The sequence below is a fragment of the Niallia taxi genome, assembly GCF_004005475.1.
Lineage (GTDB): Bacteria > Bacillota > Bacilli > Bacillales > Cytobacillaceae > Niallia > Niallia taxi.
The window spans coordinates 146,534-159,502 of the sequence record NZ_RZTZ01000006.1 but is presented as its reverse complement, the minus strand read 5'-3'; the positions used below and the strand labels follow the sequence as shown (position 1 = coordinate 159,502).

Genomic DNA, 12,969 nt, shown 5'->3' with positions numbered 1-12,969 from the left:
ATCACTATTTATTTAGTAGGTTGTAGGCTTCCTCAACGGAATCAACAAAAACTCCAGGAAAGTTAATTTTATGAGCGCAATTTTCAACCTGTATTCTTGAAGCAGGAGAGGTAGGACTAATAATTATCAGCGTTTTAAAATTAGCCATCCAATATAGCTTTAAAACGAAGATGATATCATCCACCACATCACTAGGTACTTCCTCTTGTCCGCGTCCATCTATAATTAAAGTAAATATTGAAGGGTTAATACTATTAACGACAGTCTGAAACTCACTTAAATATATTTTTGCATCTTCCTCTTTAAAAAAACCGTCTACTTTCACAAAAAAAATGCACTTTTCTTCATCCAATGCAAAGGAATATAGCTTCCTCATTTCTTGTTCCCCCAAAGCGTAAAAAATAACTACTGTCTTCATAATACATAAAGAGACTCCATTCGACAATCCTGGATGTAGCCCAGTTTATAAGCATTACTAGTAGCCTACGAACGGGCTGAAATATATCCTCTATAAGTTAATAAAAGTTACTTTCATACGAATGTATGGCCAAAATAGGCGACAATAAAACTTACGTAGAGACCTTATATTGCACTAAACCCTTCACCAAAGACGTCTCTTACATCATGAATGGTAATAAAAGCTTCATTATCTATTTGCTTAATAATCTTCTTTAATTTAATAATTTCTTGATTGTTAATTACTATATACAAAACTTCTTTATTCTCTTTCGTGTAATACCCATGTCCAGATATAACTGTTATTCCTCGCTCCATTCTAGTGCTGACTTCAAAAGCAATTTCCTTCGAATAGGCAGAAATAATGGTAACAGCTTTTTGGCGATTAGCTCCTTCAAGAATGAATTCCATCGTTTTCGTTGCGACATATAGCATAACAATTGTCAGCATAACTCCTTCGATGCCAATAATAAAATAAGACAAGAACACGACAATTAAATCTAAAATAAGTAAACTGTAGCTTACACTCCATCCTAAATATTTGTGGATGATTTTCGCTAATATGGTAGAACCTGCTGTAGTTCCTCCCACTCTTATAATTAAACCAATACCGATTCCAGTAAGCACACCACCAAATAAAGCATGTACAATAATCTCTTCGGATGGAATAGACCATGATTCTGTTACATGTAAAAACAAGGAATTAAAACAAACCGCTATAATCGTGTAAATCGCTGTTTGTTTACTTAAGAATTTTAATCCTAACACTATTAATACAGCATTTAACAGGAAACTAACGATACTTGGAGACCATTCGAATAAATAATAACTAATAATCGTAAGCCCTGTTACTCCACCTTCACCTAAATCATTTGGGATAACAAATACATTTACCGCAATAGCAAAAAGAAGCGATCCTAACGCAAGTAAAAGTATGTCAACTGAATATTTCTTCATGTTGTTTCTCCTTATCTAATCACATATGTATAATAAATGTTGCAATACTAAAGTATAACAGACCTATTAAGGAGAAATAATCATTTTTGAAAAAATATTCTAGTATTATTACATGGAGTGATTTTGAAGGGATTATGATGGTTTTTATATTTATATTTTTATACAACAGTGGCAGCTAAGTATGAAAGTATATTTTTTTGAAACAAAACTCTGAAAAATTCCGTATAATAATAGATTACTAAAAAGCTTCGGTTCGTTGCTCAGTAATTAAAGGAGTGGATAGTAGTGAAGACCGTTCAAGTAGCGGGCATTATTAGTTTATTTATAGTTATTTTTAATCTTATTATTAGATTCATTACAAGACCAATTCATTCTATCAATCAATTTAAGAGGGAATTTTGGTTTGAATTAACAGGATACCTTATCGCATTAGTATCTATTTTCTTTGTAGTTTTTATAATTTTAGTTATAAAAAAATCTTTTATAGAAAGAAATGGATAAAATGAAAACCAGGTGAGATGCATGAAAAAAGTACCTTCAAGAAGGTACGAGAAGTAGAGGATATTAAGTTAATTTACTTGGCTTTACAATTTTAATTGAATTAACTTCCCCACAATCAACACAAAATGTATAGATTTTTTCTGAACCAATCGTAAGTTTATTATCAAGTGGCCTTAAGTTTATGTAATCAGTTCCTTGAGCAAAAGAAGTACCACCACATTCTAAGCATGCTTTATTTTTTTGGTTCATACTGTCACTCCCTTTCCAATTTATTTAAATACGATTTACGCAGGAGAAAGTTTCAAAAAATGTAATTTTTTGTGGGTATAAATATTTTTAAAATTTCTCGTGAGACGATTCTCAACAAAAAAAACCAAACTATTAATCAATAAAGAATTAAATAGCTTGGTTTTATATTTGATGACTTACTTTTGTCACGTTCTCTTTAGAAAAAGAAGTTAATTGGGTCCGATTTTATCATTGAAGTAACTCCAAGCAGACATTGCCCAGGCTGCACAAACATTACCTACAAAGGTAAAAAGTCCAATAAGTAACTCCATGGTTAATCAACTCCTTTTCTTTATTATCGCACTTCCCATGTGTTTAATCCATAAATTTCCTTATTATAAGTGCAGCCCATTTACTGTCACTAACTAAACGGGAAGTTAATAAGGGAACTTTCATACATCTCAAGCGTATATAAATGGTACAGGCATTAATAAGGCTGATGATATAGAAGGAAAGGAATGGTTATGCTATGTTATGGATTATGTCTCAAGATAAACAAAGTTTGATAAATGTTAAAGAAGTCTCTGTTGAAGGGAAAAAGATAGTAGGTACTTCAAATGAATGGAATAAAGCTTTAGGCAAGTATGATTCAAATGATAGAGCATTAGTAATTCTTCATGAGATTTACACTAAAATAGAAGAAAACAGTGGTTTTTCTGTGACATTCACTATGCCTATAAAATAGAATTCAACCTATGTATGTAGCAGGGGTATTCATCTAAGAAGGGATAATGCTCTTGTTACTCCTATCGTTTTTTAATTTCAAATGTGATTGATTCTAATTATACAATAATGAATTTAGGAGGTTTTATGGCTTTAAGGTTAATTGGCAGCTCTTTAACATTCATCATAATGCTTTTAATTACCGTCATTCTCTTACCAGATTATCTACATATCAATGAGAATCTATCAAAAATATTGTTCACTATACCAATAATGGTTTGGTTAGCCATTTCAAAAGAGAAATGGTGGTTTAAACTAGGATCCTTATTTTTAGGGGCAATCTTGTTTATATTATTTATTGTCTTATTTATCCCGTAATAAATATAGATATAAAGGGGAAACCATATAACTGCTTCTAAAGTGTTTAAGATAAGAAGTGTCTTGATCTTGAACAATTTGAATAATTGAGTATCTCCATCAGGCAAACTGTGTAATTATCAGGGCAGAATAGCGCAATAAGGAATATTATTATACTTATGATAATACTGAAAAATGTTATTTGGCGGCAAAATGAAGAAGTGATGATTAATTATTGACTGTTCGTTACAAAATATATATACTGTGTTTATTATTACTTTTTATGTAAGGAGACAGTATGAGTAAAAGTGGAAGACCTCGTGAATTTAATAAGCCTGAGGTGCTTGATGCAGCAATGAATGTTTTTTGGTTAAAAGGGTATGAAGCATGCTCCACGGAGGATTTATGCAGCAGTACAGGGCTTGGTAGAGGAAGCTTATATAATACGTTTGGAAGTAAGCATGAATTGTATGAGCAAACACTCCAACGTTATCATGAGCACTGGATCGAGGTGCAGACATCCATACTGGAACGTCCTGTCCCTGTTAAAGAAAGATTGCGCGGTCTGCTGGAATGGGCTGTGGAGAAGGATTTTGAGGATTCGAGTAAAGGGTGTTTCTTAATTAATGCCACGATGGAGCGTGGTCGAAGCGATTCCATTGTTGAGATTTGGTCGAATCGTCATGTAGAATGTCTGGAAAGTGTTCTGCTTTGTGTGATAGAGGATGGGAAACAGGCTGGAGAGATTACATCTACTAGAACTGCTCTCGAGTTGGCAAGAACATTTATATGTAGTTACTATGGTCTCCGAACTCTCAACGTCACTACACGAAATCGTGATATGGCGGAACAAATCGTCGAGGGTACTATGGCAAGCATCTATTAATGAAGTTTGCCGTTTTTTTGCAATAATTTTGTACTGTTCGTTCAAAAAGTAAGTGAGGTTAAAATTCCAAATTAGAAGGAGAAATTTAATATGAACCAAACTATCGAAACGATTTTAAATCATGTGTCTGTCCGTTCCTTTACAGAACAAGCTTTAACAGAGGAGCAAATAAAACAATTAGTTACTGCAGCACAAGCAGCATCATCCGCAAGCTTTCAACAAGCGTATTCGATAATTGGTGTAACTGATCCTGACCTTAAACAAAAAATAGCAGAACATGCTGGAAATCAACCATTTATAACAGAGGGCGGTCACTTTTTCGTATTTTGTGCAGATGTAAATCGCCATAAGCAATTGGCAGAAGACCTAAATATGGATATTTCAGAGACAATTGAGGGGATAGATGCTGCACTGGTAGGGACTATAGATGCTACTTTGGCAGCTCAAAACCTGGTGATTGCCGCAGAATCCATGGGCTTAGGTGTTTGTTATATTGGTGGAGTTCGAGATGGCATAATAAAAATATCAGAGTTACTAGATATTCCCGAATATGTTTTCCCTGTATTTGGACTTGTCGTAGGCTATCCAAATGAACGAAATGATAGTAAACCAAGAATCCCATTTGAAGGTATTTACCATACAAATCGTTATAACAGCAATACGAAAGAGATACTAAAACAGTATGATGAAACGACTAAATTATATTATGAAAATCGTTCAGGAAGAAAATCAAGTCGCACCTGGTCGGAAACAGCAATTGGCAGTTTTGCTCGCCTTCCAAGGTCATTTATGAAGGGTTTCTTGAATGGTAAGGGATGGGCAAAGCGTTAATATTTTAGCTGGGTATAAGGTTCGTTTTCAGTAGAGAGGCTGGGACATAAGTATGTGAACCAGCGTAAAGACCTAACTACTTAATCATCTATTGATTAAATGGTTCGGTTTTTTTGTTTTTAACTTTAATTCAATAATTAGAAATCTTAGTGTAGCATAATGGAACGAACTGATTTCGAAACCATATTCTATTTAAAATTTGGGAGGATGTTACTTAATTTACTGCATTATGATATACATTTACATTCAATACTCCTTAGTATAAATTAAACGGCTAACTACCTGCCTACCCTTGACGCTCTCAAGAAAAACCCTATAAAATGGACAAAAGTGACCGTTGCAACGGTCATTTTTCAGTGAAATGCTTTTTAAATATTGTGTTAATATCAAATCAAGGAGGCAAAGAGATGAGTTCTAAAAGCAATCATGAACAAGAACTGTTATTATTTCTTTCCAAACATCAAGGATATGTGACATCGAAGGAACTCCTTGAAGTACTTAATGTTTCTCAAAAAACTGTATATCGTTTAATAAATAAAATTAATAATGAGTACGAGGATGGTCCTTTAATCATATCTGAAAGAGGGAGAGGATACAGACTAGACTACGAGAAATTTATTAATTCACAAAAAAGTAATGTTAAAGATAAAGAAATGCAATTTTCTCCAAGTGAGAGACGTAAACGAATTATGGAAGAATTATTGTTGTCTTCGCCCAAGCCTATAAATGTATATCATTTATTTAGTCACTATTATGTTGGCGATTCTGCAACATTCAATGACGAGCAAATAATGAGTGAAGAGCTAAAAAAATATAATTTGGTTTTAGAGAGAAAAAATAGAACATTAGCGATCCTTGGGGAAGAAGTTAATATTCGGAAAGCTATTAAAGATATTATCGAAATCTTTAATATTATCGATATTGATGATTTAAAGAGGAATCCAAAACTGAATTTCAATCAGTACGATGTTTTATTTATCTTGGATCAATTAAGAAAGATTGAAGAAGATTTAAACATAACGATTCCTTACCCATACAATGTAAACATTTTTTCACACTTATATATACTGCTAAGCAGATCAAGAATAGTTCCGACTAGAAGGTTTGCTGAGATTTCTAAAGAAGAAATGGAAAATATGAAGCGCGATATTTTGTATCCGGTTGCTAAAGTGATTGTCGCTAATATTGAGAAATATTTAAACAGTCCTTTGCCAGATATTGAGATTTATTTTCTTTATCAATATTTGGTGTCATCGCGAATGCAGGGATCTCATGCTATTACTTCCACTTTTTCATCAGAAGTGATTCAAGTAACAAAAGCGTATATTGAAGGAATGAGTACTAACTTAGGAATCGACATTGACAGTCAGTCAATATTTATCGATTTAGCCAACCATATTAAACCGATGCTTAACAGATTAGAGCATAAGATTCGGGTCAAAAACAGTTTGTTAAGTCAGATTAAGGTAACGTATGAAGATGTTTTTATGGGCGTAAAGAAGGTTTCGGAATTGGTTAGTGAGAAATTCAACCTATCAGCCATAAACGAAGATGAGATTGGGTTTATCACCCTCTATTTTGCAAAGGCAATTGAAACAGGTCAGCATCACCGTCCGATAAAAACACTGATAATGTGTACAACAGGAATAGGAACTTCAGAGCTTTTAAGAGCAAAAGTTTCTAAGAAATTTCCAGAGTTGGAAATCGTTGATGTGGTAGCGTCCCGAGATACACAAATGCTAAAAGAGAAATATACAGATGCTGAATTGATTCTGAGCACTGTTCATATTAAGGAGGATGTACCTATTCCTTTCCTATTAGTGAGTGCGATGTTTACCATTGATGACCAAAAAAGACTTCAGGGAAAGATAGAGGAAGTATATCATGGAAACTAATTCACTCTATCAAATGTATTTTAACTGTGAGTTAAATACAAAAGAAGAAGTACACTCTTTTATTGCAGAAATTGCAGGTCGAGACAATTCTTTATCAACAGAGGAAGTCATCCAGCAATTAGAGGATAGAGAAAAAATCGGCAGTACAATGATCGCGGAGCATGTCTTATTGCCTCATATTGAAAGCGATCAACTAGAGAGAAGTCAAATTTTATTTATTCGTTTAGCAAAACCAATCGAGAATTGGGATTTTCAGACAAAAAATATTTGTCTCGTAATTGTGATTTTATTAAAGAAAAATGAAAGCGTTAATATGAAGAAAAGAATAGCCTTATTTACTAGATCTTTGGCAGATGAAGAATATCTTGACCGCTTAATAAACAGTCAAGATAAAGAAGCCTTTATAAATGAAATGATAAAATATTAGGAGGAATAATCATGAAAATAGTAGGAGTTGCAGCTTGCACAGTTGGGATCGCACACACATATATCGCACAGGAGAAATTAGAGAATGCTGGTAAAAAAGCAGGTCATGAAATTCATATTGAAACACAAGGAACAATTGGAACAGAAAATGAATTGAGCCAACAACAAATCGCAGAAGCAGACATCGTTATTTTAGCGACAGATGTGAAAATTGCAGGAAGAGAACGCTTCGACGGGAAAAGAATTATCCAAGTTACAACAGAAATAGCGGTTAAATCACCAAATAAACTAATTGAAAAAGCAGCAGAGGTTATCAACCAACAGAAATAAACAAAAAAGGAGAGATAATCATGGAAGTAAAAAATATTGTAGATTTAAACACAATTAAAACGAATATGACTGCTAAGAGTAAGGAAGAAGCTATTCAGGAATTAGCTCAGGTCCTTCTTGAAAACGAATACATTAAGGATATCGAAGAATTTACAAAGGATATCTATGCTAGGGAAGCGATAGGACAAACTGGAATCGGAAATTATATTGCTATTCCTCATGGAAAAAGTGATTCTGTAGAAAAAATAGGAGTAGCGATTGGAATTACTCAAGAAGAAATTGCTTGGGAAACGCTCGACGGAAAGGGAGTTAAAGGAATCATTTTGTTTGCGGTAGGAAACGATGATGGAGCACAAAGTCATCTGAAATTATTATCATTATTTGCTAGAAAGCTAGGAAATGATGAAGTGATTGAGAAGATGCTGCAATCCAAAAACGCGGAAGATGTTAAAGAGGCTTTATGTAGCTAAAAAAGCTAATAGTAGTAGATTTATTGAATGAGGTCTTTTATAGGAGGGGTAAAAGTGAGTGCATTAAAAAAATTAAATCTTAAAGGCCATTTATTAACAGCCATTTCATACTTGATTCCAATTGTGTGTGGAGCAGGTTTCTTGATCGCAATTGGTATGGCTTTTGGAGGAACTAGTCAAGGTTCTTTAGTACAAGGAGAGTTTTCCTTATGGGATGCGTTAGCAACAATGGGTGGAGCAGGTTTAGGTTTACTGCCTGTCGTTATCTCAACAGGAATTTCTTATTCTATTGCTGGTAAACCTGGTATTGCTCCAGGATTCATTATTGGATTAAGTGCTAATGCAATTGGTGCTGGCTTTATTGGTGGTATTTTAGGAGGATTTTTATCTGGTTATCTTGCTGTAGCTATTATTAAACATTTTAAAGTTCCTAGCTGGGCTAAAGGCTTAATGCCGACATTAATTGTGCCATTTTTTACCTCTATTATTGGTGGACTAATCATGGTTTACATTATTGGCATTCCTGTTGCTGCTCTTACATCCTTATTAACAGATGGATTAAACAGCTTAGGAACCTCTTCCTTACTTGTATTTGGTGGAATCGTAGGTCTATTGAGTGGAGTTGACTTTGGTGGACCAATCAACAAAACGGTATTTGCCTTCGTATTGACAATGCAAGCAGAAGGAATTAATGGACCTATCACAGCTTTACAATTAGTTAATACAGCAACTCCAATCGGGTTTGGATTAGCTTACTTTATTGCTAAAATCTTTAGAAAAAATATTTATACAAGATCAGAAGTAGAAACATTGAAATCAGCAGTGCCAATGGGTGTTGTTAACATTGTAGAAGGTGTAATACCAATTGTTATGAATGATATTGTCCGTACTGTAACTGCTGTAGCCATCGGTGGAGCAGCTGGTGGAGCAGTAACGATGGTGTTAGGAGCAGATGCAACTGTACCATTCGGTGGCGTATTTATGCTGCCAACGATGTCTAATCCATGGGCTGGTGTTGCAGCTATCTTAGTAAACGTTGTTGTGACAGGGGTAGCCTTGGCATTAATTAAGAAAAATGTAAAAGAAGATGAGGAAATAGAAGTAGAAGAAGAAGATATCGATTTAGATGATATTCAAATTCTATAAAAAATGTAAGCGTGTCAAATTTAGGAATAATAAAACGATACCTTTTATTATTCCTAAAGAAATTAGAGTTCTAATGGAGGATTAATAGAGTATGAAAAAAGTAGAATTTTCACCATCACTAATGACAATGGATTTAGATAAGTTTAAAGAGCAAATTACTTTTTTAAACGATCATGTAGGTTCTTATCATATTGATATTATGGATGGACATTATGTTCCTAATATCACATTATCCCCATGGTTTATGCAAGAAGTTCGAAAAATAAGTGACTTACCTATGTCTGCCCATCTTATGGTAACAAATCCAAGCTTTTGGGTCCAACAATTAGTGGATTTAAAGTGTGAATGGATTTGTATGCACGCAGAAGTACTGGATGGCCTTGCTTTCCGATTAATTGATCAAATCCATGATGCTGGACTTAAAGCAGGGATAGTATTAAATCCTGAAACTCCTATTGAAACCATTTTCCCTTATATTGATTTAGTGGATAAAATCACTATCATGACAGTTGATCCAGGTTTTGCTGGACAACGTTTTATTGAAAGCACACTAGATAAAATTGTCGCATTAAGAGAATTACGTGACGAAAAGGGTTATCAATATGTGATTGAAATGGACGGATCATCTAGTAGAAAAACATTTAAAAGAATTGATGCAGCAGATCCTGATATTTATATCATCGGTCGAAGCGGTCTATTTGGATTAGATGAAGATATTCAAAAATCATGGGAAATAATGTGTAAAGATTATGAGGACATGACTGGGAAAGTAGTAGAATAAAGATTCAAAGAGGCTGGGAGAGGATACCCACCTCTTTTTTATGGTCTAAATTACTTATACTATTTTTAGTTATGTTATTGTAAAACCAATCAATTTTAAAGATATCAAAAAAAAAATCACAAAAAGGTTTCAAGAGAATAAAAAAAGGGTAATAAGTAAAAATGCACTTATATATTAAGTCAGACAAACGTCAAAAGATAATGGATAAATCCTTATCCAGATTTTTTTTGTTTGAAAAGCTTAACTTATCGATTTTACCCGAATGGATAGTTTAGATAGCTGCATGTTGACAAAGAACCCTTATCACTTGATAATAAAGTTGTTTGTATTTCACCTTATCACTTGATAAGGTGAAATATTTTGCAGTCACACTTATCAAACGATAAGTGATATATTCACCCAGCTTATCAGTTGATAAGTAAGTAGTTTATTGATTTGATTTATCACTTGATAAGGTAGATTAAATCAGGATTTTCTTGAAAAAACTTAAATTTTTACCAGAAGTAATGAATGGGGGCAATTTACGAAAATGACTAAAAAAGTGGCTATTATTGGTGCAGGTGTTGCTGGATTAGCAAGTGCTATCCGTTTGCAGCATGCTGGATACGAGGTTGAAATATATGAGAAAGAAGCTATTGCGGGAGGGAAAATGCATCGCATCGAAAAGGATGGCTTTCAATTTGACCTAGGACCATCCATTGTGATGATGCCAGAGTTATATCGAGAAATCTTTGAACTGGCTGGACGCAATCCTGATGATTATATACCGATGGAAAGATTGGATCCGATGTATTCCGTTTTCTTTGGAAGTGGAAAGCAGGGGTATCATGAGGTTTCCTCTGATTTAGTGGAATTAATGAAGACCTTTGAACATGCTAGTGAAAAGGATGCAGAAGGGTTTTTAAAATACTTGCAGTTGATTTATGAACGTTTTATGGTAGCGAAAAATCATTTTCTGCAGCGTCCCTTCCGAAATAAGCGGGACTTCTATAATCCGTTAACATTGTATCAGGCATTAAAGCTAAAGACCTTTGACAGTGCCGACAATTTTATTAGTAAATATGTCAAAAATGAGCAGTTAAAGCAAATGATTAGTTTTCAAACATTATATATCGGTGTGTCTCCATATAACGGTCCATCTTTGTACTCGATGATTCCGATGATTGAGTTTTTCTATGGCATTTGGTTTATCAAAGGCGGTATGTATACGATGGCTAAGTCAATGGAGCGATTATTTCTAGAGCTTGGCGGCAAGGTTTTCTATCATTCTTCTGTAGAAGAAATTAGGATTGAAAATCAAGTCGCAACAGGTATTAAGGTGAATGGTAAAGAGATTCCTGCCGACAAGGTTATATGTAATGCTGATTTTCCTTATGCCATGAAAAATCTCGTAAAAGAAGACAAAGCAAAAGGGAAATATACAGATAAAAAGATTGATAGTATGGATTATTCCTGCTCTTGCTTCATCATGTACCTAGGCATGAATAAAAAATATGAAGAATTAAAAACCGCTCATAGCTTTTTCTTTGGAGAGGAGCTGAAAAAGAACCTGGATGATATATTTGCAGGGGAAAAACTGGAGAACCCATCCTTTTATGTTTACACTGCTTCCAAACTAGATCCAACATTAGCACCAGAAGGGAAGGATTGACTATATATACTTGTGCCTGTATCTGATTTATCTACAGCTAAGTATGAATGGACAGATGAAACAATTTCCTATTACCGGTCTCAAGTCCTTCAAACGCTTAGTCAAGTCGAGGGGCTAGCAGGAATAGAAGCGGATATAATCTCCGAAACCTATATGACGCCAGTGGATTTCGCAGAAAGGTTCCATGCATATAACGGCGCTTGCTTTGGATTACGTCCTACATTAACTCAAAGTAACCATTTAAGACCGCAAAGCAAAGCCAAAAATTGTGAAAACCTCTATTTCACTGGAAGCAGCACACATCCTGGAGCAGGCGTTCCAATTGTATTGCTATCAGCGAAAATTGCAAGTGATGAATTAATTTTAGATGATTCTGTTTCTATGAAAGCAACGAAAGCACAGACAGTCCATTCAGCAGGAGGGGTTGCAAATGAGGGAAGCTAAAACTATTGATTCGCTTCAAAATGACTATCAATACTGTGAAAATGTGATTAAGCACAATTCGGCAAGCTTTTATCACGCCTTTAAAAAGCTGCCAAAAGATAAGGCTAATGCTGTGTATGCCATCTATGCATTTTGCCGCTATGCAGATGACAGTGTTGATGAAACTGGAGATAAATCTGTGCAAGAAAAAAATTGGCAGAACCTGTATCATCAGCTAAATCTTTTTGAAAAGGGCGAGGAAATTTCATCACCGCTTTGGAGAGCGTTGCGAGATGTGTTTACCCGTTATGAGATGGATATTAAACCTTTCTACGAGCAATTAGAAGGACAGAGGATGGACATACACTTTAATCAGCCTAATACATTAGCAGAGCTTGAGCGGTATTGTTATTATGTTGCCGGAACGGTTGGCTTAATGCTCCTACCGATTCTAGCAACTAAAAACCATCAGCATTTGCATATGTATGCTGTTCAATTAGGTGTAGCAATGCAATTGACTAATATTCTTAGAGATGTTGGCGAGGATTATCAGAATAACCGCATCTATTTACCAGTTGATTTGCTTGAAATGGAAGATTACAAACAACAGGACTTGGAAGCTAGCAATATTAATCCAGCCTTTATAAGGGTTTGGGAGAGAATTGCGAATCGATCAGAACAGCTTTATACGTTATTTCAAGAGGGAATCGATTATTTTGATAAAGACAGTCAATTACATGTTCTTTTATCAGCACTTATTTATAAAGAAATATTAAAAGTTGTCCGAGAAAACGGATATGACTGCTTGCATACACGAAACTATGTATCTGAAGAAAATATGGTGCGATTAAAGGAAGCGGTAGAAGGATTAACAGTGGGTTTGTAACTCATAATTAAAGGATTTGGGA

At 34.5% G+C, this 12,969-nt stretch carries 17 protein-coding genes; 14 read left to right on the top strand and 3 right to left on the bottom strand.

The window, feature by feature from the left end; all coding sequences use genetic code 11:
- Positions 1-4: 4 nt before the first annotated feature.
- Positions 5-418 carry a hypothetical protein gene (locus EM808_RS16385; RefSeq protein ID WP_127739291.1) on the bottom strand — a complete coding sequence of 138 codons (414 nt, stop codon included), beginning with the start codon at positions 416-418 and terminating at the stop codon, positions 5-7.
- Positions 419-582: 164 nt separating this feature from the next.
- The gene (locus tag EM808_RS16380) at positions 583-1,413 is read right to left on the bottom strand and encodes a YitT family protein (protein WP_127739290.1); all 831 of its coding nucleotides are present in this window, start codon (positions 1,411-1,413) and stop codon (positions 583-585) included.
- A 285-nt stretch (positions 1,414-1,698) separates the two neighbouring features.
- Here EM808_RS16380 and EM808_RS16375 point away from each other — a divergent pair, with 285 nt between their 5' ends.
- Positions 1,699-1,914 (top strand): hypothetical protein, encoded by a 216-nt coding sequence (locus EM808_RS16375; protein ID WP_127739289.1) that lies wholly within the window; start codon positions 1,699-1,701, stop codon positions 1,912-1,914.
- Between the two features lie 63 nt (positions 1,915-1,977).
- Here EM808_RS16375 and EM808_RS16370 read toward each other — a convergent pair whose 3' ends face one another.
- Positions 1,978-2,163 carry a hypothetical protein gene (locus EM808_RS16370; protein WP_127739288.1) on the bottom strand — a complete coding sequence of 62 codons (186 nt, stop codon included), beginning with the start codon at positions 2,161-2,163 and terminating at the stop codon, positions 1,978-1,980.
- A 508-nt stretch (positions 2,164-2,671) separates the two neighbouring features.
- On the opposite strand from EM808_RS16370, the gene EM808_RS16365 reads away from it, so the two are divergent.
- The 13 genes from EM808_RS16365 (at position 2,672) to EM808_RS16310 (ending at position 12,947) form a co-directional block, all read left to right on the top strand.
- Positions 2,672-2,887: a hypothetical protein gene (locus tag EM808_RS16365; protein WP_127739287.1), complete on the top strand. Its 216-nt coding sequence runs from the start codon at positions 2,672-2,674 to the stop codon at positions 2,885-2,887.
- Between the two features lie 125 nt (positions 2,888-3,012).
- Entirely contained in the window at positions 3,013-3,243 is a 231-nt protein-coding gene (locus tag EM808_RS16360) for a hypothetical protein (RefSeq protein ID WP_127739286.1), read from the top strand.
- Between the two features lie 277 nt (positions 3,244-3,520).
- Positions 3,521-4,108 (top strand): TetR/AcrR family transcriptional regulator, encoded by a 588-nt coding sequence (locus EM808_RS16355; RefSeq protein WP_127739285.1) that lies wholly within the window; start codon positions 3,521-3,523, stop codon positions 4,106-4,108.
- 90 nt (positions 4,109-4,198) lie between these two features.
- Complete coding sequence (gene nfsA / locus EM808_RS16350; protein ID WP_127739284.1) at positions 4,199-4,939, top strand: oxygen-insensitive NADPH nitroreductase; 741 nt, start codon at positions 4,199-4,201, stop codon at positions 4,937-4,939.
- 407 nt (positions 4,940-5,346) lie between these two features.
- The gene (locus tag EM808_RS16345) at positions 5,347-6,834 is read left to right on the top strand and encodes a BglG family transcription antiterminator (protein ID WP_127739283.1); all 1,488 of its coding nucleotides are present in this window, start codon (positions 5,347-5,349) and stop codon (positions 6,832-6,834) included.
- On the top strand, positions 6,824-7,261 hold the full coding sequence (locus EM808_RS16340) for a PTS sugar transporter subunit IIA (RefSeq protein WP_127739282.1): 438 nt from the start codon (positions 6,824-6,826) through the stop codon (positions 7,259-7,261). The genes EM808_RS16345 and EM808_RS16340 overlap by 11 nt, the downstream gene beginning before the upstream one ends.
- A gap of 11 nt (positions 7,262-7,272) precedes the next feature.
- Positions 7,273-7,590, top strand: a complete 318-nt coding sequence (locus tag EM808_RS16335) for a PTS fructose transporter subunit IIB (protein ID WP_127739281.1) — start codon at positions 7,273-7,275, stop codon at positions 7,588-7,590.
- Between the two features lie 20 nt (positions 7,591-7,610).
- Positions 7,611-8,060: a PTS sugar transporter subunit IIA gene (locus EM808_RS16330; protein ID WP_127739280.1), complete on the top strand. Its 450-nt coding sequence runs from the start codon at positions 7,611-7,613 to the stop codon at positions 8,058-8,060.
- 54 nt (positions 8,061-8,114) lie between these two features.
- Positions 8,115-9,206, top strand: coding sequence for a PTS fructose transporter subunit IIC (locus EM808_RS16325; RefSeq protein ID WP_127739279.1), 1,092 nt, complete (start codon positions 8,115-8,117; stop codon positions 9,204-9,206).
- A 91-nt stretch (positions 9,207-9,297) separates the two neighbouring features.
- Complete coding sequence (gene alsE, locus EM808_RS16320; protein ID WP_127739278.1) at positions 9,298-9,987, top strand: D-allulose 6-phosphate 3-epimerase; 690 nt, start codon at positions 9,298-9,300, stop codon at positions 9,985-9,987.
- Positions 9,988-10,516: 529 nt separating this feature from the next.
- The gene (locus tag EM808_RS16315) at positions 10,517-11,638 is read left to right on the top strand and encodes a phytoene desaturase family protein (RefSeq protein WP_235856631.1); all 1,122 of its coding nucleotides are present in this window, start codon (positions 10,517-10,519) and stop codon (positions 11,636-11,638) included.
- A 12-nt stretch (positions 11,639-11,650) separates the two neighbouring features.
- Complete coding sequence (locus EM808_RS29140) at positions 11,651-12,082, top strand: FAD-dependent oxidoreductase (protein ID WP_235856630.1); 432 nt, start codon at positions 11,651-11,653, stop codon at positions 12,080-12,082.
- The gene (locus EM808_RS16310) at positions 12,069-12,947 is read left to right on the top strand and encodes a phytoene/squalene synthase family protein (RefSeq protein ID WP_127739277.1); all 879 of its coding nucleotides are present in this window, start codon (positions 12,069-12,071) and stop codon (positions 12,945-12,947) included. The genes EM808_RS29140 and EM808_RS16310 overlap by 14 nt, the downstream gene beginning before the upstream one ends.
- Positions 12,948-12,969 lie beyond the last annotated feature (22 nt).